The sequence below is a fragment of the uncultured Kushneria sp. genome (assembly GCF_947497025.1).
Classification (GTDB): Bacteria; Pseudomonadota; Gammaproteobacteria; order Pseudomonadales; family Halomonadaceae; genus Kushneria.
This window is the reverse complement of record NZ_CANMFC010000001.1, coordinates 377,300-397,312: the sequence shown is the minus strand read 5'-3', so window position 1 is coordinate 397,312 and position 20,013 is coordinate 377,300. Positions and strand designations below refer to the sequence as shown.

18 protein-coding genes and 1 riboswitch are annotated in these 20,013 nt (G+C 60.1%); of the genes, 6 read left to right on the top strand and 12 right to left on the bottom strand.

The features are described 5' to 3' along the window. Nucleotides 1–179 precede the first annotated feature (179 nt). A riboswitch (TPP riboswitch) is annotated at nucleotides 180–303 on the top strand. A gap of 84 nt (nucleotides 304–387) precedes the next feature. After that, nucleotides 388–2,349: a phosphomethylpyrimidine synthase ThiC gene (gene thiC / locus Q0931_RS01840; protein ID WP_299256681.1), complete on the top strand. Its 1,962-nt coding sequence runs from the start codon at nucleotides 388–390 to the stop codon at nucleotides 2,347–2,349. Nucleotides 2,350–2,414: 65 nt separating this feature from the next. On the opposite strand, the gene Q0931_RS01835 is transcribed toward thiC, so the two are convergent. Both Q0931_RS01835 and Q0931_RS01830 read right to left on the bottom strand, forming a co-directional pair. Next, entirely contained in the window at nucleotides 2,415–2,819 is a 405-nt protein-coding gene (locus tag Q0931_RS01835; RefSeq protein WP_299256679.1) for a glutaredoxin, read from the bottom strand. Nucleotides 2,820–2,898: 79 nt separating this feature from the next. Then, nucleotides 2,899–3,942, bottom strand: coding sequence for a hypothetical protein (locus Q0931_RS01830; RefSeq protein ID WP_299256677.1), 1,044 nt, complete (start codon nucleotides 3,940–3,942; stop codon nucleotides 2,899–2,901). Between the two features lie 156 nt (nucleotides 3,943–4,098). On the opposite strand from Q0931_RS01830, the gene Q0931_RS01825 reads away from it, so the two are divergent. Further along, nucleotides 4,099–5,034 carry an AEC family transporter gene (locus tag Q0931_RS01825; protein ID WP_299256675.1) on the top strand — a complete coding sequence of 312 codons (936 nt, stop codon included), beginning with the start codon at nucleotides 4,099–4,101 and terminating at the stop codon, nucleotides 5,032–5,034. Here the strand turns inward: Q0931_RS01825 and Q0931_RS01820 are convergent, their stop codons facing one another. From Q0931_RS01820 to Q0931_RS01795, 6 genes are all read right to left on the bottom strand, one after another. Beyond that, nucleotides 5,035–6,027 (bottom strand): adenosine deaminase, encoded by a 993-nt coding sequence (locus Q0931_RS01820; protein ID WP_299256673.1) that lies wholly within the window; start codon nucleotides 6,025–6,027, stop codon nucleotides 5,035–5,037. A 210-nt stretch (nucleotides 6,028–6,237) separates the two neighbouring features. Next, on the bottom strand, nucleotides 6,238–6,516 hold the full coding sequence (locus Q0931_RS01815) for a peptidylprolyl isomerase (protein WP_299256671.1): 279 nt from the start codon (nucleotides 6,514–6,516) through the stop codon (nucleotides 6,238–6,240). A gap of 169 nt (nucleotides 6,517–6,685) precedes the next feature. Then, on the bottom strand, nucleotides 6,686–6,868 hold the full coding sequence (locus tag Q0931_RS01810; RefSeq protein ID WP_299256669.1) for a CsbD family protein: 183 nt from the start codon (nucleotides 6,866–6,868) through the stop codon (nucleotides 6,686–6,688). 159 nt (nucleotides 6,869–7,027) lie between these two features. Further along, nucleotides 7,028–7,195, bottom strand: a complete 168-nt coding sequence (locus Q0931_RS01805) for a hypothetical protein (protein ID WP_299256667.1) — start codon at nucleotides 7,193–7,195, stop codon at nucleotides 7,028–7,030. 165 nt (nucleotides 7,196–7,360) lie between these two features. Next, entirely contained in the window at nucleotides 7,361–7,675 is a 315-nt protein-coding gene (locus tag Q0931_RS01800) for a glutathione S-transferase N-terminal domain-containing protein (RefSeq protein WP_299256665.1), read from the bottom strand. A gap of 32 nt (nucleotides 7,676–7,707) precedes the next feature. Then, nucleotides 7,708–9,057: a hypothetical protein gene (locus Q0931_RS01795; protein WP_299256663.1), complete on the bottom strand. Its 1,350-nt coding sequence runs from the start codon at nucleotides 9,055–9,057 to the stop codon at nucleotides 7,708–7,710. A 203-nt stretch (nucleotides 9,058–9,260) separates the two neighbouring features. On the opposite strand from Q0931_RS01795, the gene Q0931_RS01790 reads away from it, so the two are divergent. The 4 genes from Q0931_RS01790 to Q0931_RS01775 all read left to right on the top strand — a co-directional run bounded on the left by Q0931_RS01790 (nucleotide 9,261) and on the right by Q0931_RS01775 (nucleotide 11,662). After that, nucleotides 9,261–10,298, top strand: a complete 1,038-nt coding sequence (locus Q0931_RS01790; RefSeq protein ID WP_299256661.1) for a YihY/virulence factor BrkB family protein — start codon at nucleotides 9,261–9,263, stop codon at nucleotides 10,296–10,298. A gap of 140 nt (nucleotides 10,299–10,438) precedes the next feature. Then, the gene (locus Q0931_RS01785) at nucleotides 10,439–10,657 is read left to right on the top strand and encodes a DUF2945 domain-containing protein (protein ID WP_299256659.1); all 219 of its coding nucleotides are present in this window, start codon (nucleotides 10,439–10,441) and stop codon (nucleotides 10,655–10,657) included. Between the two features lie 52 nt (nucleotides 10,658–10,709). Continuing rightward, nucleotides 10,710–11,045, top strand: a complete 336-nt coding sequence (locus tag Q0931_RS01780; protein ID WP_299256657.1) for a DUF3140 domain-containing protein — start codon at nucleotides 10,710–10,712, stop codon at nucleotides 11,043–11,045. A 110-nt stretch (nucleotides 11,046–11,155) separates the two neighbouring features. Next, on the top strand, nucleotides 11,156–11,662 hold the full coding sequence (locus tag Q0931_RS01775) for a PRC-barrel domain containing protein (protein WP_299256655.1): 507 nt from the start codon (nucleotides 11,156–11,158) through the stop codon (nucleotides 11,660–11,662). Nucleotides 11,663–11,671: 9 nt separating this feature from the next. Here Q0931_RS01775 and Q0931_RS01770 read toward each other — a convergent pair whose 3' ends face one another. From Q0931_RS01770 to Q0931_RS01755, 4 genes are all read right to left on the bottom strand, one after another. Continuing rightward, a complete protein-coding gene (locus Q0931_RS01770; protein WP_299256653.1) occupies nucleotides 11,672–11,866 on the bottom strand; it encodes a hypothetical protein in 195 nt (64 codons plus the stop codon). Nucleotides 11,867–12,087: 221 nt separating this feature from the next. Then, entirely contained in the window at nucleotides 12,088–14,325 is a 2,238-nt protein-coding gene (gene glgB / locus Q0931_RS01765; RefSeq protein WP_366941556.1) for a 1,4-alpha-glucan branching protein GlgB, read from the bottom strand. Next, complete coding sequence (treS, locus tag Q0931_RS01760) at nucleotides 14,309–17,788, bottom strand: maltose alpha-D-glucosyltransferase (protein ID WP_299256651.1); 3,480 nt, start codon at nucleotides 17,786–17,788, stop codon at nucleotides 14,309–14,311. The genes glgB and treS overlap by 17 nt, the downstream gene beginning before the upstream one ends. Before the next feature lie 132 nt (nucleotides 17,789–17,920). After that, nucleotides 17,921–19,969 (bottom strand): alpha-1,4-glucan--maltose-1-phosphate maltosyltransferase, encoded by a 2,049-nt coding sequence (locus tag Q0931_RS01755; protein WP_299256649.1) that lies wholly within the window; start codon nucleotides 19,967–19,969, stop codon nucleotides 17,921–17,923. Between the last annotated feature and the right edge of the window lie 44 nt (nucleotides 19,970–20,013).

Below are 20,013 nucleotides of genomic sequence, written 5' to 3'. Positions count from 1 at the left end.
CATTTTTTGTCGTACCAAGTGCCCGCAACGTTTACCCGTCGTACTTTCCTATCAAGAGATCATGGGCGTTTTCGGGCATCTTTCAGGCTCGATGCATCTTTTGCGAGGCAAGGCGCCGGACAGGGCTTGACCGCCCGGCGCTGAACGGCACAGACTGATCCGGCGATGGTAAAGCCATCGTCTGCTTGACGGGGTGCCGGTGGAACCGGCTGAGATCACCCTGTATCGCTCTGCGATACCACGGTGGATCCCGATGAACCTGATCCGGCTAATACCGGCGTAGGGATCAAGCGAAGGGTCCACGCTGCCATCCTGGCATCTCGCCACGCCGCCCCTTCCTGCCTACGCTGTGCGCCGCCTGACTGATGTCACGCTCTGGAGCACACCATGACTGAACGCACTGCCTCAACACCTGCATCATCACCGCATCGCGGCAAGAAACACCCCACCTTTCTGGCCGACAGTGCCCGCGTCGACAGCGCCTCCGTCTCGCCACTGCCCGCTTCTCGCAAGGTCTTTATCGAAGGCTCGCGCCCGGACATTCGCGTGCCGATGCGCGAAATCAGTCTCTCGCCCACCACGACCCGTGACGGCATTGAAGAAAACCCGCCACTGCTGGTCTATGACACCTCCGGCCCCTACACCGACCCGGACGCCGACATCGATATCCGCCGCGGCCTTGTGGACCTGCGCCGCAGCTGGATCGATGAGCGGGGGGACACCGAGTGGCTGGATGGCCCCACTTCCGAATATGGCCAGCGCCGTGCCGAAGACCCGCGCCTGGCGACCCTGCGCTTTGAGCTGAAACGCACGCCGCGCCGCGCGAAAGCGGGCTGCAACGTGACTCAGCTGCACTACGCCCGAAAGAATATCGTGACGCCGGAAATGGAATTTATCGCCCTGCGGGAAAACCAGCGCCGCCAGGTGCTTTCTTCACAATACTCGGGCAGTGCCGAGGTGGAGCGCATTCTGGGCCATCAGCACCCGGGCGAAAGTTTCGGTGCCCGTCTGCCAGAGGAGATCACGCCGGAGTTTGTGCGTGAAGAAGTGGCCCGCGGGCGGGCGATCATCCCCAATAACATCAACCACCCCGAAAGCGAGCCGATGATCATCGGGCGCAATTTCCTGGTGAAGATCAATGGCAATCTGGGCAATTCGGCGGTGACCTCCTCGATCGAGGAAGAGGTCGACAAGATGACCTGGGGCATCCGCTGGGGCGCCGATACCATCATGGATCTGTCGACGGGCCAGAATATTCACGAGACCCGCGAGTGGATCATCCGCAACTCGCCGGTGCCGATCGGCACGGTGCCGCTGTATCAGGCGCTCGAGAAGGTCAATGGTGTGGCCGAAAACCTCACCTGGGAGATCTTTCGCGACACGCTCATCGAGCAGGCCGAACAGGGGGTGGATTATTTCACCATCCATGCCGGCGTCAGGCTGCACCATGTGCCGATGACCGCCGAACGCACCACCGGCATCGTCTCGCGCGGCGGGTCGATCATGGCCAAGTGGTGTCTGGCCCATCACGAGGAGAGCTTTCTCTACACCCGCTTTGAAGAGATCTGCGAGATCTGCAAGCAGTACGACGTGGCCTTTTCGCTGGGGGACGGCTTGCGCCCGGGCTCAATCGCCGATGCCAACGACGCCGCCCAGTTCGCCGAGCTGGAAACCCTGGGTGAGCTGACACAGATCGCCTGGCGTCACGATGTGCAGGTGATGATCGAGGGGCCGGGCCATGTGCCGATGCACCTGATCAAGGAGAACATGGACAAGCAGCTCGAGTGCTGTGACGAGGCGCCCTTCTACACGCTGGGGCCGCTGACCACCGACATCGCCCCGGGCTATGACCACATCACCTCCGGCATCGGGGCGGCGATGATCGGCTGGTACGGCTGTGCCATGCTCTGCTACGTCACCCCCAAGGAGCATCTGGGGCTGCCCAACCGGGATGACGTCAAGACGGGCATCATCACCTATAAAATTGCCGCCCACGCCGCGGATCTGGCCAAGGGCCACCCCGCCTCGCAGCGCCGCGACAATGCGCTCTCAAAGGCGCGCTTCGAGTTTCGCTGGGAAGACCAGTTCAATCTGGGGCTCGACCCGGACACCGCACGCGAATATCACGACGAGACCCTGCCCAAGGACTCGGCCAAGGTGGCGCACTTCTGCTCCATGTGCGGCCCGAAGTTCTGCTCGATGAAGATCAGCCAGGAAGTGCGTGACCGTTTTTACCACGGCACACAGGACAGGGGCGCTGAAGCGGATGAAGAGACCCGGCGCCGCGGCATGGCCGAACAGGCGGAGAAATTTCGCGAGAGTGGCAGCGAACTCTACAGGGAGGTTTAACCCGTCCCCGTCAACGCAAAAAGGTCCCGGCTTGCCGGGGCCTTTCATGAGGCAACGCCCGCGGACTAGGCCGCGGCGGTCTGCGGCTCGAAACGCTTTTGCAGATAATTCTTGATGGCGTCGGACTCATACATCCACTCGGTCTGCCCATCGTCACCCTCGATGGCCAGACACGGCACCTTGACGCGCCCGCCGCCGGCTTTCAGCGCCTGTCTGGCATCGTTATCGTGCTGGGTATCGCGCAGGGCGATCGGCAGCGCCAGCCGGTGCATTTCATGACGCACCTTCACGCAGAAGGGGCAGGTGCGAAACTGGTAAAGCGTCAGCGTCTGGCAGGCACGATCGACCTCGGCCTGCGTCTGAGGGGCACGCGTGACCGGCTCGGGACGACCGAAGCGGTCACGGGCGATCATGACAGGCGCCAGCACCAGCCGCACGGTTTTGAAAAAGTAGCGCATGACGATTTTCATGATGACACCGTAAGCAGATAAAACAGGAAAAACCGCGCTCATGGTATCAGTCCCGGGCGTCGCGGTTGACCCCGGGGGGCTACGGGATCATCTGTAACAGCGTCCAGGGCGCCTCACAGGCATATTTTTGTTCGCGCTCGGGATCATGGTCGCCCAGCGCCAGCTCCCGATCATTGTCGTAGGCGACAAACAGACGCTCATGATCCAGCACCGCCAGCCCTTCCGCCTTGTGCTTGAAGATCAGCGGGCCACCCGCTTCGTTTTCCACCAGCGCCGGCGCCCTGCCCCGGTCAAAATCTGCCATGTCGATCACCCATAGATAGCCGCCGATGCTGTCGATACCGCCCTGCTCGTTTTCAAAGCTGGTCATCAGATAAAGCCGGTGGTTATACGGGTCATACTCAAGGCTCGACAGGCCACAGCGATGTTCCACGGCCTCGAACCGGCCGGGATCAAAGGCGTAGTGCTCGCGCATCTCATCAACAAATATCAACTGCCCCTGCTCGTTGATCCGATAGTGGGCGCCGACCACGCGGCAGACATAGTGGAAATCATCAAAATGCTGGCCCTGTTCACGCACGCCAAACAACAGCAGACCATCGCCTTCATCAGATGGAATGGCCGCCAGCCCTTCGATCTTGTAATAGGGCATGCCGATGGCGGCCGTCAGGCGCTGGCGCAGCTCCAGCGAGCCCTCGACGCCATCACGCGGGTCCGGGTCCACGACCTGTACCCGATCAGGGTCGCCAAGCGGCCAGATCAGCAGATGGTTATAATCGTTGAGGGAGTGGTCCTCGGGGTGGATGCGATCAAAGCCGGTAGTGGCCAGCACATGGCGGCCATCCACGGTCAGCGCAAAATCCTCATACTTGATCGCCTGACGAATCAGGGGCTGGGTGTAGTAGGACAGCGTTTCTTCCTGTGGATGCCCCTGGTCATCGATATCGACGGCAAAAACCGAAGAGCGTTCAGCGCCGGGTATCGGCTTGTCACTGCCCAGAATCAGGCGCTCGCCGTCATACACCACGGCGGAGACTTCAGCATGGACCAGCTGTTGGCGCTCATCGGCAAGCCCGGCCGGAAAACAGTGCAGTGTATTGTGATATAACAGACGTGCCTGCATGGTATGACCTTTTGAAAAAGCGGTTTAAAAAGGATCACCATTGTCTGGCGCCAGAAGCCGGCAAATACAACCTTTCAAACCATTATTCGCCGTTCAATCCGTGGTCTGAATGTCAGGGATTCCTGACCATGACGCCGCTGTCCCGGAGACCCGTGCTTGGAAGTACTCGCCATTACCGCCCCCATCTTCATGCTGATCGCGCTGGGGTATCTTGCTGTCATGGGCGGCGTGGTCACCCGGGAGCATGTCCAGGGCGTAGGACGTTTTGTGGTCACGCTTGCCCTGCCTGCGCTTATCGTACGTGCGCTGAGCCAGCACGCGCTGACGGATGTCTTCAACGCCCACTACCTGCTGGCCTATGGGCTGGGGTCGCTTGCGATTCTGCTGCTGGGGCTGGGGCTGACGCGACTGCAGGGCCAGCGGCTCGACCACGGCGCCATCATGGCCATGGGCATGGGGACGGCCAATAGCGGTTTTATCGGCTATCCGATTGCGGTCATGGTCATCGGCCCCGCCGCCGGGGTGGCCCTGGCGCTGTGCATGCTGGTCGAGAACATGCTGATGATTCCATTGAGTCTGGCGCTTGCCGAGGCGGGCCGCCAGCAGGGCGTGTCGATTTTTCGCATGCTGGGGACCACGCTACAGCAGCTGATCCGCAATCCGATCATCATTGCGATCGTGACCGGCGCCACGATCTCGCTGACCGGCATCGACGTGCCAACACCGCTTTACAAGGCGCTCGACATGCTGGCCAACGCCTCGGCACCGGCCGCCCTGTTCGTGATTGGCGGGACGCTTTACGGGCTCAGGGTACGGGGCATGTATCGTGATGTGGCCCAGATCACGCTGGCCAAGCTGGTGGTGCATCCGCTGCTGGTGCTGCTGGGCTTTCAGATATTCCCCATCGACAATACCGAGCTGATGATCGGGGCACTGCTGATTGCCAGCGCCCCCATGCTGAGCGTCTACCCCATCTTCGGGACGCGATTTTCGATGGACGGTCTCTGCGCGGCGGCCCTGCTGGCCGCCACGACCGGTGCCTTTTTCACCATCAGCACGGCGCTCTGGCTCATTCACCAGACCGGGTGGTGATCAGCACTCGGCAAGGGCCTTCAACAGCGTGTCACGACGGGTCTCGTCCATGAAGGCGGCTTCAATGGCGTTACGGGCCAGCACACGGAAGGCGTCTTCATCCCAGCCAAAGGCCTCGTGACAGGCCACGAAATTGTTGAGCATGCCACCGCCGAAATAGGCCGGATCGTCGGAGTTGAGCGTGACACACAGTCCGTGGTCGAGCAGACCGGGCAGCGTGTGGTCTTCCAGACGCTCAAAGACCTTTAGATAGACGTTGGAGAGCGGACAGACCGTGAGCGGAATCTGTTCGTTGGCAAGCCGGGCCACCAGCGCCTCGTCTTCCAGACAGCGCACGCCATGATCGATACGACAGACATCCAGCGCATCCAGCGCCCCGCTGATATAGGTCGCCGGGCCTTCTTCGCCGGCATGGGCAATCCGTGCAATGCCCAGCGTGCGGGCGCGCTCGAACACCGCCGTAAACTTCTCCGGCGGGTTGCCCAGTTCGGCGCTGTCCAGTCCGATCGCATCGATCTGGTCATACCAGGGCGCGGCCTGCTCAAGCACGTCCATGGCCTCGTCTGCGCTGCGATCGCGCAGAAAGCTCATGATCAGGGCCGTGGACATGCCAAAGCGGCGCGCAGCTTCTTCCCGGGCCTGCCCCAGACCGGCAAAGAGCGTACGCATGGCCACACCGCGTGCGAGGTGCGGCTGCGGATCAAACGACAGCTCGATGTGGACCACGCCGTCTTCATGGGCGCGCTCGAAATAGGCCATCGCCAGATCAAAGAAATCCTGCTCGGTATGCAGGACGTTCATGCCCTGATAGTAGAGATCGAGAAAGGATTGCAGGTTGGTGAAGTTGTAGGCCGTGCGGACCTCTTCAATGGAGCCATAGGGGAGCGCAACATCGTTTCTGGCGGCCAGCTCGAACATGAGCTCGGGTTCCAGCGTGCCCTCGATGTGCAGGTGCAGTTCCGCCTTGGGCAGCGTTTGTAGCCAGTCTTTCATGAGCACTTCCTCACAGTCCTGCCGTCCATCAGCACCGAAGTGCCGGATGGTTCATCAAATTAACGACCCGGGTCGTTTCACAGCGGGCAGGATAAACCAGCAGGCCCGTAGTGTCGCGCCCGCGACGAGTCCGGGCGGTCCGGGTTCACAAAAAAGGGGCTGCCATGGCAGGCAGCCCCGGGGCACCGTCGGATGGCGCACAGGCCGTCATCAGCTGCGGCTGGTCACTTCCAGCAGGTGATAGCCGAACTGGGTCTTGACCGGGCCGTGCACCTTGTTGAGATCACCGGTAAAGACGACTTCATCAAATTCGCGCACCATCTGCCCGCGCCCGAAGGTGCCCAGATCGCCACCCTGCTTACCGCTGGGGCACTTTGAGTGCTCGCGCGCCACGTCGGCAAAGTCCCTGCCCTGCTCGATCTCGCTTTTGAGTGCTTCGCACTCGGCTTCGCTGTTGACCAGAATATGTCGTGCACTTGCCTGGGCCATGAAAGAGCCTCCTGCCGTTAAAACCCTGATTGTACGATGCGGTAGAAACCAGCCATAGCACTCAGGGTGCTTCAAATACAAAAAATGACCGACCAACGGAAAGAGCCGCTCGATGAGCGGCTCTTTTATTAACTCTTTACATTGAAAGAACTCTTCAACATCAAAAGCCTTACTTTTTGAAAGCGTCCTTGACATTGCCTTTGGCGCTTTCGGCATGTCCCTTGGACTGCTGGGCCTTGCCTTCGGATTCAGTACCGGGCTTGTCGGTTGCCTTGCCTACGGCTTCCTTGACCTTGCCCTTTGCCTTGTCGAGTGCACCAGTAGCCTTGTCGGACTTGGAATCTGTAGCCATGACAGTTACCTCCATGTAGAAAATGTGATACCTGACCCTCTGGGAGGTATCTGCGTATCCGTGATACGCCTTCTCAGTGTAGACGGTTATGCCGCGTTGCCAATGTCATCGCTGTATCGGCACAAAAGACATTGCCAAAACAAACATGGTGAACGCCGGTCAATCCTTGTGCTTATCGGAGTTGGCCTTGCGTTCGCCCTTGGCCAGATCCTTTTCACCCTTTTCGATCTGGTCCTTGTCGCCTGCGGCCTTGCCGGTTTCCTTCTGGATCTTGCCGCCAAGCTTGTCGATCATTCCTTCTGCCTTGCCGCCTTTCGACTCTGACATGCCGACCTCCTGTTCTGCGTGATGACGCCGACGGATTCTGCTGCACTGCACATGTGTCGGTGCCTTTTCACAGCATAGACGGTGCTGGCGGGTCGTCAGCCAACATTTTGTGAATGATTGTGAATGGTCGGTCCGCAGCATGCCGGCGCCCTTGATAACGGTATATCAGGCGAACTGCTGGCGCAGCCAGGCCACAATATCGCCAGACTCATACATCCAGTGCGTCTCCCCCGTGGCCTGAGTGATGCGCAGACAGGGAACCATGGTGCGACCACCACCTTCACGCAGCTCTTCACGAGCGGCCGGATCCTCACGCGTGTTGCGAAGTTCAATATTGAGCGACAACCGCTCGATTTCATGCAACACACGTCGGCAAAAGGGGCAGCTTTCATATTCGTAAAGGGCCAGAGACCGGCACTGCTGATCCACTTCCGCCTGCTTTTCGGGCGTACGAACCATTTCGTCGAAATTGTCCTGCATTGATCTCTCCTTGCATGGGTTGAGCATTACCTTCATGGCGTGGATTCCTCGATATCCACGATGCCCGAACGGCTCATGTTGATTTTCCAGCGCTGCAGGGTCGTTTTCTGGGAACCGCGAATGCTGCGTGCCACCAGATTGATCTGATAGCGTCGCTCGACCACTTCGCGACTCACCTCACCATCGCATAGCTGATAGACATGATGATGGCTGTCTTCCAGCAGATTCGCGATCATTGAAAGATCGAGCATCATGATCTCGCGGGTTTCTTCATAGCCGCTGAGAAACCGGGTCGGCAGCATTTTCGAGCGGCTTCGATACTGCAGGATGACCTCTTCACGCTGGGTCACGCCGCCGCCGCGGGTGGCGCGAATCTCGTCATCGAGCCGCTTGAACCGGACATAGTCGAGCCATTCGCGCTGCTGACCGACCATCTCGTTGCTGTGCACATCAAAGTACTGACGCATCCACTTGGGCCTGCCCCGCCGCAGCCAGCGCCACAGCGTATTACGCAGATCCTCCTTGAAGACCTCACGCATGGCGTACAAAAGCGCCAGTATCAACACAAAGCGCAGGGTCAGATCCCCGACCAGATTGCGCGCTTCAAGTACCAGTACCGAGATCACCAGCATTACCACGCCGGTCGCCAGTGCCTTGACGCCGCGCTCTTCCCACGCACCCAGCTCGCGCGTTCGCTGCTTGAGCGTGACCGGGTATTCGATCAACCGGCGCAGCAGGCGCATCTTGTTGGAAATGCGCGACGGACTCTGGGCGGCGCGGCTTGAATTGTACTGATGCTCCTCGCGATAGCGGTTTTCGAACTGACAGATTTCCAGCAGGGATTCGCGCGCCGGCGTCTGTGAGTCATTGCCCTCGGGCAGCCCGGCGACCAGCTTCAAAAGCCGCTGTTCGGTGATCCAGGACAGATAGTTGTCGATATTGATGAAATACTTGAGCTGACTGTCATCACCGGGTCGATTGCGCCGCATGCGTCTGGGCACGTTACGCGCCAGCTCAATGATTTCTTCAAGGGCCTCCACGCTCATCCGGTCAGCATCGCCCTCCAGCGGGGCGATCAGGCGCTCAAGCGCGACCACATATTGATAGGCATAAAGACTCAGGCTCAGGCGATAACGCTCAGGGGATTGTCGATCGCGGCGCGCCAGACGGCTATGGGCCAGCGGCAAGTGGCGCTGGTTGCTGTAGTAGGTGCGCTTTAAGTGAATGGCGTTGTGATAAAAACTCCCCTCGGAGACAACATTGCGATGAAGATCGATCTCTGCGGGCACAAACAGATACAGATCCAGCCCGTGCTCGGTGGCTTCCCTGAGCACTCGTGAGATCTTGATGTTGAAACCTTCCCTGCGCTCTACACTGACCAAGAACGTAACCCTTCAAGCATGACGTGACCCGAGCACTGCCGCCTTTAACGCATGAACACTCACGTCGTGACCTGGTTCGAATCTCAATGATGGCATTATTGTCGCTACACTGGGAGACGCCCCTACAGGGTATTTCATTTACACGCCAGGCACCCGAAGGCATGACGCACCTGCCTGAACCATTCAACCGGGGTAACCAAACCATGCAGGACACCACCGACAAGCACCATGGCAGGGATCGGGGACATCACACCACGTCGCCGTTTGCCATGCCGGGACGCGGCTGGAAGGACACGCTCTTTCGCGTCAAGCGCCAGGTAGAGGCCAATCACGCCACCCTGATTGCGGCCAGCATCGCCTTTTATGCCTTTCTGGGGATTTTCCCGGCCATCGCTGCCTTCATTTCGATCTGGGGTCTGGCCTTTGACCCGCAGCAGGTTCAGGGCCAGATCGAAATGCTCAGCAGCGTGCTGCCTGAAGATGCCGCCAGCATCATTCGACAGCAGGCGCTGTCGGTCAACAGCAGTGCCGGCACCGGCATGAGCATTACCGCCGTGGCAGGCCTTGTCTTCACGGTCTACAGCGCCTCGAAGGGCATGCGTGGCCTGATGGCCGGTCTGAACATTGTCTACGGCGAGAAGGAAGAGCGCGGCCTGATCAAGCTTACCCTGATGACCTGGGTACTCACCGGCGCCATGATGGTGATGACGATCGTGACGCTGGGCACCATCGCGCTGCTCCCACCCCTGATTGCCTGGCTTCCCTTTGGCGACACGCTCACCACCCTTCTGACCTATATTCGCTGGCCCATCCTGCTTTTGCTGGTGATCAGCGCCATCACCATTCTTTACCGCTACGGGCCTGACCGGGCGCCTTCGCGTGTGGGCTGGCTCAGCGTCGGCTCCGTTACCGCCACCCTGCTGTGGGCGCTGGGGTCGATCGGCTTTTCCATCTATGTGCGCAACTTCAGCAGCTACAACCAGACCTACGGCACCATCGGCGCGGTCATGGTGCTGCTGCTGTGGTTCTGGCTGTCGGCCTTTATCGTGCTTCTGGGGGCGGCACTGAACTGTGAGCTGGAACGACAGACCGGCGAGGACACCACCACCGGCAAACCGCGACCGATGGGCAAGCGTGGCGCCTGGGCGGCGGATACCGTGGCACGCGATGACAAGGATATCGGCCAGAACGCCTTTACTGATGCCGGCCAGTCGCCGGAAGAGGACGTCCGTCGGGAGTGACGCCGCTTACCACACCATAAGCTGTACAAGTGCGCCGCCCATTGTTGTACAAAATGGGCGGCGTGCTTGTTTTTCTTGTACAAACTCCTGACGCGAGCCAGGCTATTGCTGGTAAGAGACCGCAGACAGGGAGCGTCGAGATGAGTGAGCACTACCGCCAGCGTCAGCGGGTAAAATGGAAATGGGGCGATCACTGGGCAGAAGGCAGGGTCACCCGCAAGTACACCGAAAAGGTCACCCGCCGCATCAAGGGCAGCGATGTCACCCGCAACGCCACAGACGATGAGCCGGCCTACATGATCAAGCAGGATGACGGCGACCGCGTCCTCAAGCTCCACAAGGAACTGCGCAAGGCCTGAGCCGTCATGGCGGGACAGGTTTTTCATTACACCGTGTGTCAGGGAGGACACCATGAGCGATGACAACGAAGCGATCTATCAGGACTTCAGGGACAGCGTCAACATGGCGCCGAAAGAGCTTGAACAGTGGCTGGAAAGTGACGAGTCAAGATCGGTGGGCGACAGCAGCGACGGCGAATCCACCGGGCATCAATCGGGGCGCCGCATTGTCGAGATCAGGAAAAAGCGCAAGGCAGAACTGGATGACGACGATTACAGCCACATGAAAAAGGTTAACCAGTATGTGGCACGCCATCTCAAGCAGCCGCCCCAAAAGGAGGACAAAAGGACCTCGCGATGGCGTTACTCCCTGATGAACTGGGGTCACGACCCACTGAAATCCTCGTAACCAACTGGTTGCAAACGCTTAAGTGAAACTGTCGATCAACGACAACGCCAGGCAGGGTGACCTGTCGAGTGCCATGATTTTCCGGAAACATGACAAAAGGATGACCCCTAATGATGTATCGTTCACTACTCGCAGGCGCCGTCATGATGAGCGCGGCGACCATCGCCCAGGCCAGCCAGCCCGCGACCGATGGCCTCTACTCTGCCGACAAACTGATGGATGCTCATGTCCATCTTCAAAACGAAGATAAGGACATCGGGGAAGTGGAAGACCTGCTGTTCGGCGATGACATGACCCTTCAGGCCATCGTGATTGAAACCGACGACGACAGTTTTGATCCGCAGGATCATGGCTATGTCATTCAGCGCGGTGATTTCACGGTTGAAACCAGTAACGATACCGATCTGGACAATCTGGAGTACAACGTTATCGTCGATCTGGACCGCGACGCGCTCAAGCAGCAGCCCACCTGGAGCAACGACTGGTGGCAGAACGCGCGCCAGCAGGCCTCGCAGACATGGCAAAAGACCAGCGACGCTGCCAACAGCGCCTGGCAGGATACCCGCCAGGCCACGTCCAGCCTGCTGCAGCGTGCTGGTGAAGCGATCGAAAATTAACCACTGCGCCTAGCCTTTCAGGCTGCGCACCGGGTCGCCTGAAACGTCGGGACAATGCCCGTCATGGTGTTCACACCAGGCGGGCATATTATTGCCCCGGTCAGGCGTCAGGGTGTCGCCACCCATCAGCAAAAGAAGGGCAAGCAGAATCACTGCAAGAAAAATGGCGATATCACCAAGGGGATAGTGTCGATGATGGCGCATGGCGACCTCCCGTTTTCTCAACCGGGAACAGCCACCAGCGGCTGACGATACAAGGCGGCTGACCCTGACTTCATAAGCACTCTCATATATTAAAGAAGCTTTAACGAATCGCCGCGATGCACGTTTTGTCGCACATAGCGTAGTGCTGCTACGCCATGTACCCCACTATCGACTTACCCTACTATCGACTTACCCTGCTACCGACCTTCTCCACTACCGAATTACTCCAGTGCGGGCTTGCCGGGTTTTAAAATTACGGCGCCCAGTGGTGGTAGATGCAGTGACAGCGTAAACGGATGGCCATGACTTTCACGTGCTTCACTCTCGCGCCCGCCATCATTGCCGGTACCCGTGCCGCCATAGACCTGCGCATTGCTGTTAAAGCACTCCTGCCAGTAGCCTGCCGTAGGCACGCCGACGCCGTAGTCGGACAGCGACTGCGGGGTGAGATTGATCACCACCAGCACCGGCTCGCCGTCGCGACTCCATCTCAGCCACGCCAGAACGCTGTTCTGTGCATCATCACCGACCACCCACTCAAACCCTTCGGGGACACAGTCCTGCTCATGCAGAGCCGGTTCACGAGTGTAGAGCGCGTTAAGATCACGCACCAGATCCGAAATCCCCTGATGCTGGCTGTCTGCCAGCAAAAACCAGTCCAGCTCGCGGTCATGACTCCACTCGCGAAACTGGGCCAGCTCACAGCCCATGAACAGCAGCTTCTTGCCCGGATGGGTCCACATCAGCGCAAGACACGCACGCAGATTGGCAAACTGCTGCCAGCGATCGCCGGGCATCTTGTTGATCAACGAGCCCTTGCCGTGCACCACCTCATCGTGAGAGATCGGCAGCATGAAGCGCTCGGAAAACGCATACACCAATGAGAAGGTCAGCTCGCCGTGATGGTAGCTGCGATACAGCGGATCCTCGCTCATGTAAGTGAGGGTGTCGTGCATCCAGCCCATGTTCCACTTGTAGTTGAACCCGAGCCCGCCTTCCGACACGGGGCGGCTCACACCGGGCCAGGCGGTGGACTCCTCGGCAATCATGATGGCACCGGGCGCCTCTTCACCGACCACCTCATTGAGATGAGTGAGAAAGTCGATCGCCTCCAGATTCTCCTGCCCGCCATGACGGTTGGGAATCCACTCCCCTTCCTGGCGCGAGTAGTTGCGATAAAGCATCGAGGCCACCGCATCCACACGCAGGGCGTCCACATGGAAGTGCTTGAGCCAGTACAGCGCCGAGGCCAGCATGAAGCCGTGAACCTCGTGGCGCCCCAGGTTGTAGATATAGGTGTTCCAGTCCTGATGGAACCCTTCTCGAGGGTCCTGGTATTCATACAGCGCCGTACCGTCAAAGCGGGCCAGCCCGTGCGGGTCGGTCGGAAAGTGCGCCGGCACCCAGTCAAGAATGACGCCGATATCGGCCTGGTGGCAGGCATCCACAAAGGCAGCGAATTCCTGCGGCTTGCCGAACCGACCGCTGGGCGCGAACTGCGACAGCGGCTGATAGCCCCAGGAACCGCCAAAGGGATGCTCCATGATCGGCAGCAGCTCGATATGGGTGAAGCCCATCTCCTTGACGTAGGGGATCAGCCAGCGCGCCAGATCGTTCCAGCTATAGAGCTCACCTTCATCGCCGCCGTGACGCCGCCAGGAGGCGGCGTGCACCTCATACACCGAGATGGGGGCATCTGCGCCGTGACGCTCGGCCCGTCCATCCATCCACGTCTGGTCCTGCCAGTCATGGGCCAGCGGTGCGGCGACCACCGAGCCGGTTTCGGGCGGCGACTGGGTCGCCCGCGCCACCGGGTCGGCCTTGAGCGGCAAAAGCCCCTGCTGCCCCACGATTTCGTATTTATAGACGCTGCCTTCAGCAAGGCCGGGAATGAAAATCTCCCAGACGCCGGTGGGCTGGCGCAGTCGCATCGGATAGCGCCGACCATCCCAGCCGCAGAACTCGCCCACCACCGAAACACGCCGGGCGTTGGGCGCCCAGACGGCAAAGCGCACGCCGGCCACACCATCCACCGTCATCATCTGTGCGCCGAGACAGGTGCCCAGCTCGCGATGATTGCCTTCGCCGATCAGATAGAGATCCAGCTCCCCCAGCAGCGGCCCGAAGGCGTAGGGATCCTCGACGATCTCCTCACCATGCGGCCAGCGAATGCGCAGCCGGTAGGGCACCAGCCGATCAAGTCGACCGACAAAGAGATCCGGCACCTGCCCGGGCTGCAGCCGCGTCAGAACGCGGTCGCTGTCGCGCTCAAGCAGCTCTACCCCGATGGCGCGCGGCAAAAAGGCCCGCACCACCATCTCATGATCTACCTCATGCGGCCCCAGCACGGCGAAGGGATCGCCATGGGTGCCCTCGACCAGCGCCTGTGCGGCGTCAGGGTGCAGGTGAGTGATGTCGGTTGACGCACTGCGAACGTTCATTTTATTGCGAGTCGTCATGGTGACCCTCCCCTGATTGGGACATGTCATTGCCCGAGCGTGCGCTCAGTTCGTCAAAGAGTGCGACCAGGCCCCGCATGGGCACGCTCAGCCAGGCGGGTCGATTGGCGGCCTCATAGGCAATCTCGTAGGCGGCCTTTTCCAGCGTGAACAGCGACAGCGCTGCGCTGGCGCCATCCTCGAACTGCCAGTCATGCCCTACCTGATGGGTGGCCTGGCGATAGGCCAGCAAAAACGCCTGCGTGACCCGGTGACGGTAGTCGATGATGACCTCCTGACTGACCGCCTCCCGGTCGTGGGCCACATCAGCCCGGTAGGCGTTATCCAGCGCCATGGCCGAGGCATAGTCAAAGGAGCGCACCACGCCTGCCACATCGCGCAGCGGGCTGCTTTTCATGCGACGCTCATCAAGCGATCGGGCAGGTTCGCCTTCAAAGTCGATGATGTAGGCGTCGTCATGCGATACCAGCACCTGCCCCAGGTGCAGATCCCCGTGGGTACGCGTGCAGAGGCTGCCGCGGGCGTGATGGGCGAACGAATCCGCCATCTCGGCGAGCGCTTCGCGTCGCTCAAGGAGCCAGTCGGCCAGCTGCTGATCCTCTTCGCTGGCGCTGCCCTTGTGGCTTTCGAGAATCTCCATGGCACGGGCCAGCTGAGCACGCACACTCTCGGCCCATGCCTGCGTCCGAGCGTCGTCGGCGATCTCAGGGGCAAAGTCGGCCTCCGGCGTCTCCATGGCCAGCAGGGTATGCATCTCGCCCAGCCGCTGACCCAGAAGCCCGGCAAAGCCGGTCAGGGTCGCCAGCGGATCATAGGCACCATCCTGCTCGGCCTGCACCATCTCGCTGACATCGCGAATGGCGCGCTCGAGCGTGTTAAGCGTCCACTCCCAGGCATCGCCCTGGTTGTCGATGTAGCCCTGCAGGACCATCAGCACATGCGGCACGCCCTGGTCATCAATGCGGGTCACTTCGCCCAGCATGGGCGCGATATGGCCAAAGCCGCGCTCGGTCAGGTAGCGCCCCATCTCCGCTTCGGGATGGATGCCGCTTTCAATGCGTCGAATCAGCTTGAGCACCATCCGGTCATCGATGATCACGGAACTGTTGGACTGCTCGGCGCTCAGATAGCGCATTTCGACGTCCTGCGCCGACATTTCCATCTCGCTCAAAAGCGATGTGGATCTGAAGTGCAGCTCGCCCGGACGTGGTGCATCAGCGTCCGTTTCCACGGCGTTATGGGTCAGATCCAGCACCATGCCCATACGCAGCGCCTGAACCACCGCCATCGGGAAGCCCGGCATCGCAAAGGCATCGGTCAGAAGACCGACGTCACGGCCACGCCGAATACGGGCCATGGCCAGCTGCTGGGGTAGTAGCGCCGTTTCATCCTCGCTGATCAGACCCAGCGGCAGTACATAACGCTCGGAAGATGATCCTTCCGCGCCCTGCTGATGAGCCTGCACTTCGATTTCACCGAGCAGGATCGTCGGCGAAGCAGAGGCACGATCATCGACGGCAGCGCTGTCCAGCCCCACCGCCCAGGCAAGCGAGACCCTGTCGATGGTGCTGTTCTTGGCGGCAAACCAGCGCCTTCGCGGCAGATACTGCGGCAGGCTCTCGTTTTCAAGCGAACGACGTGTCCGTCCGCTGCCGATTTCGTCCAGACGCTGCTTGACCACCAGCGTCAAAAGCTCCGGCATCATCTCCTGAGCCGGCGTATGCCAGTGCGGCATGGTGGTGGCCGGCGCCAGCAGGAACCAGTAAAAGCCATAGGGCGGCAGGGTCAGCAGATAGCTTAACTGCCCGATGGGCGGGAACGTGCTGCCGCCAAGCATCTCTACCGGCACATGGCCTTCCCAGTGGGAAAGATCCAGTTCCACGGCCTGTGCCGAGCGCGAGACGTTGGCCACACAGAGAATGGTATCTACCTGCCCGGTCTCTTCATGGGTGTATTCGCGGATATAGGCCAGAATGCGGCGGTTGGACGGATACAACAGCTTCATCACGCCACGACCGAAGGCCTTCTGCTGGCTGCGCACGGCCAGCATACGGCGCATCCAGTTGAGCAGCGAATGCGGGTCACGGGTCTGCGCCTCGACGTTGATGGTCTGAAAACCATACAGCGCATCCATGATCGGCGGCAGCACCATGCTAGCCGGATCGGCGCGCGAGAAGCCGCCGTTGCGGTCCATCGTCCACTGCATGGGGGTACGCACACCGTCGCGGTCGCCCAGGTGGATGTTATCCCCCATGCCGATTTCATCGCCGTAATAGACCGTGGGCGTGCCCGGCATCGACAGCAGCAGACTGTTAAGCAGCTCGATACGACGGCGATCGCGCTCCAGCAGCGGTGCCAGCCGGCGCCGAATGCCCAGATTGATCCGGGCGCGGCGGTCGGAGGCGTAGTGGTTCCAGAGATAGTCGCGCTCGCGGTCGGTGACCATTTCAAGCGTCAGCTCGTCATGGTTGCGCAGAAAGATCGCCCATTGACAGTTCTCGGGGATCTCCGGGGTCTGGCGCAGGATATCGGTAATCGGGAAGCGGTCTTCCTGAGCCAGCGACATGTACATGCGCGGCATCAGCGGGAAGTGGAACGCCATGTGGCATTCGTCACCTTCGCCGAAATAGGGACGCGTATCCTCGGGCCACTGGTTGGCCTCGGCCAGCAGCATGCGATCGGGGAAATGCTCGTCGATGACCGCCCGGATGTTTTTGAGCACATCGTGGGTTTCGGGCAGGTTCTCGTTGTTGGTCCCTTCACGCTCGACCAGATAGGGAATGGCGTCCAGACGCAGACCGTCCACCCCCATTTCCAGCCAGTAGTGCATGACCTTCATGACCTCGTCGAAAACAACGGGGTTATCGAAGTTCAGATCGGGCTGGTGAGAGTAGAACCGGTGCCAGAAATACTGGCCGGCCACCGGATCCCACGTCCAGTTGGAGGTCTCGGTATCCAGAAAGATGATGCGGGTGTCGCTGTAATGGGTATCGCTGTCCGACCAGACATAAAAATCGCGCTCGGGAGAGCCCTTGGGCGCATGACGGGCACGCTGAAACCAGGGGTGCTGATCCGAGGTGTGATTGATGACCAGCTCGGTAATGACGCGCAGCCCGCGGGCATGCGCCTCCTTGATAAACTGTTGCGCCTGCTCCAGCGTTCCGTAATCGGGGCTGACCGCGCAGTACTCCGAGATGTCATAGCCATCGTCGCGGCGCGGCGACGGATAAAACGGCAAAATCCAGATGGTGTTGACGCCCAGGCCCGAAATGTAGTCAAGGCGCTCGATCAGCCCCTGAAAGTCACCGATACCGTCGTTGTTGGCGTCATAAAAGGATTTGACGTGAACCTGATAGATGACCGCATCCTTGTACCACAGCGGGTCATGGATAAAGGCGGGTTCTCCCTCAACGGCCGCCATGGCCTGCTGGGATGATCCGGATACATCACTGGCATTCATCATGAGACCTTGTCCTCCTCGCCCCGACCAGCGGTCGGAGACGATCGTGTTGCGTCATGCCTGAAGAAAGGCGTGAACCGCGGGCGCCGGCCCGCGGCGTACAAACCATCCCGTCCGCTGAACGTGTTGACTGAACTACTGCGCCGAGTGCAGGCGCCAGATGCCAAAGGGCATTTGCGGTGTCAGGTGCGTGGTCTGCCACTTGCCATGCCAGGTCCACCGGTGACCGGTCATCAAGTCTTCGCCGTGCACATCGGCGTGGTCTTCCAGACCGAATTCCCAGAGCGGCAGCTCGAAATGCCCGGACTGGTCATGGAAGGGATCAAGGCTGACGGCCACCAGCACCACATTGCTCATGTCCGGCGTTGACTTGATGAAATACAGGATGCGTTCGTTGTCGATGGTGCCAAAACGAATGCCCAGATGGGTCTGAAGCGCCGGATTATGCCGCCGAATCCAGTTGAGTCGGGCGATCTCGGCACTGATATTGCCAGGGGCGAAGTAGTCACGCGCCTTGAGCTGATACTTCTCGGAATCGAGATACTCCTCCTTGCCCGGCACCGGCGCTGCCTCACAAAGCTCGAAGCCCGAATACATGCCCCAGAGACCCGAGCCCATGGTCGCCAGTGCGGCCCGGATCAAGAAACCCGGTCGGCCCGAGCCCTGCAAAAAGGTCGGGTTGATATCCGGCGTATTGACGAAAAAGTTGGGCCGGTAGCACTCGCGCAGCGGTGACTCGTTGAGCTGGGTCAGATACTCGGTCAGCTCGGATTTGGTATTGCGCCAGGTAAAGTAGGTATAGCTCATGGTAAAGCCGACCTTGCCCAACCGCGCCATGATGGCCGGACGCGTAAAGGCCTCGGCAAAAAAGAGAACATCCGGATCGCGGCCACGAATATCGGCGATCAGCCACTCCCAGAACGGAAAGGGCTTGGTGTGCGGATTATCGACGCGAAAGATCTTCACGCCTTCATCCACCCAGCCCTGCACGACATCACGCAATGCCAGCCAGAGTCCGGGGACGGCATCCTCGGCGTAGAAGTCGACGTTGACGATGTCTTCATACTTCTTGGGCGGGTTTTCGGCGTAGCGGATCGTGCCATCCGGACGCCAGGCAAACCAGCCGGGATGTTCATCAAGCCAGGGGTGATCCGGCGAGCACTGGATGGCGAAATCCAGCGCAATTTCGAGATCATGCTCACGAGCGGCCGTGACCAGCGCGCGAAAATCCTCACGCGTGCCGAGCTGCGGATGAATGGCCTCGTGCCCGCCATGCTCGTTGCCGATGGCATAGGGGCTGCCCGGATCATCAGGGCCGGGGGTCAGGGTATTGTTGGGCCCCTTGCGATGCGTATGGCCGATGGGATGGATGGGCGGGAAATAGAGCACGTCAAAGCCCATGTCACGAATCATCGGCAGTCGGGCGTGCACATCATTGAACGTGCCGTGCTGGCCGGGTATCAAACTTTCCGAACGCGGGAAAAGCTCATACCAGCTGGCAAAGCCTGCCAGCTCGCGATCAACCTCCAGCGGCATGGCCTCACTGCGGCTCAGGTGATGCTGTGGGTCGCACTGCTGCATCAACGCCAGGGTGTCCCGCGAGAGCAACAGCGCCATCTGTTCGCTTTCACTGTCGGCGGCCTCGAGTTGCGCCAGCAGCGCCTCAAGCGCTTCTGACGGCCCCCCATTGGAAGCGGCGCGTTCCAGCGCGCGGGAGACATGCGCATGCCCTTCCTGAAGTTCAAGGGCAATCGGCACACCGGCAGCGTGCTTTTTGCTCAGCTCGTAGTGATAGGTACCGTAAAGGTCCCACCAGGCCTCAATCACGAATTCGTGAGTACCGGTGACGGAGGGGGTAAAGACGCCTTCCCACAGATCGTTACCCAGCGGTTTAACCAGCGTCAGTGTCTCGCTGTGCCATTGATCCGTCAGCGCCGAGGCCTTTTGCGCCTCTCCCTGCGTGCAGCGCCAGCGGACACGTGCGGCAAGCACATCGTGGCCATCGGCGAAGATGACCGCCGTGACATTGACCGGTTGCCCAACGATGGCCTTGGCGGCAAAACGCCCCTGCTCAACGCTGGGTTCAATCTGTTCGATGGCAATGCGGTCGGCCATGGCGGCCTGCATTACCGGCGCATCCTGTTGCGCCTCGTTTCGGGATGTATTGCGTTGCACCATCGACATTGCTGCTCGCTCCTTTCCCTGGGCGCAGCCCCTTGTCTTCGCTC

Excerpts from the sequence above, each read along its gene's own strand:
- Q0931_RS01835 (WP_299256679.1), bottom strand. The coding sequence starts at position 2,819 with ATGAAAATCGTCATGCGCTACTTTTTCAAAACCGTGCGGCTGGTGCTG.
- Q0931_RS01810 (WP_299256669.1), bottom strand. The coding sequence starts at position 6,868 with ATGGCTACAGATTCCAAGTCCGACAAGGCTACTGGTGCACTCGACAAG.
- Q0931_RS01780 (WP_299256657.1), top strand. The coding sequence starts at position 10,710 with ATGAGCGATGACAACGAAGCGATCTATCAGGACTTCAGGGACAGCGTC.
- Q0931_RS01820 (WP_299256673.1), bottom strand. The coding sequence starts at position 6,027 with ATGAAAGACTGGCTACAAACGCTGCCCAAGGCGGAACTGCACCTGCAC.
- Q0931_RS01830 (WP_299256677.1), bottom strand. The coding sequence starts at position 3,942 with ATGCAGGCACGTCTGTTATATCACAATACACTGCACTGTTTTCCGGCC.
- Q0931_RS01790 (WP_299256661.1), top strand. The coding sequence starts at position 9,261 with ATGCAGGACACCACCGACAAGCACCATGGCAGGGATCGGGGACATCAC.
- glgB (WP_366941556.1), bottom strand. The coding sequence starts at position 14,325 with ATGACGACTCGCAATAAAATGAACGTTCGCAGTGCGTCAACCGACATC.
- treS (WP_299256651.1), bottom strand. The coding sequence starts at position 17,788 with ATGATGAATGCCAGTGATGTATCCGGATCATCCCAGCAGGCCATGGCG.
- Q0931_RS01800 (WP_299256665.1), bottom strand. The coding sequence starts at position 7,675 with ATGCAGGACAATTTCGACGAAATGGTTCGTACGCCCGAAAAGCAGGCG.
- Q0931_RS01805 (WP_299256667.1), bottom strand. The coding sequence starts at position 7,195 with ATGTCAGAGTCGAAAGGCGGCAAGGCAGAAGGAATGATCGACAAGCTT.
- Q0931_RS01815 (WP_299256671.1), bottom strand. The coding sequence starts at position 6,516 with ATGGCCCAGGCAAGTGCACGACATATTCTGGTCAACAGCGAAGCCGAG.
- Q0931_RS01775 (WP_299256655.1), top strand. The coding sequence starts at position 11,156 with ATGATGTATCGTTCACTACTCGCAGGCGCCGTCATGATGAGCGCGGCG.
- Q0931_RS01785 (WP_299256659.1), top strand. The coding sequence starts at position 10,439 with ATGAGTGAGCACTACCGCCAGCGTCAGCGGGTAAAATGGAAATGGGGC.
- Q0931_RS01755 (WP_299256649.1), bottom strand. The coding sequence starts at position 19,969 with ATGTCGATGGTGCAACGCAATACATCCCGAAACGAGGCGCAACAGGAT.
- Q0931_RS01770 (WP_299256653.1), bottom strand. The coding sequence starts at position 11,866 with ATGCGCCATCATCGACACTATCCCCTTGGTGATATCGCCATTTTTCTT.
- thiC (WP_299256681.1), top strand. The coding sequence starts at position 388 with ATGACTGAACGCACTGCCTCAACACCTGCATCATCACCGCATCGCGGC.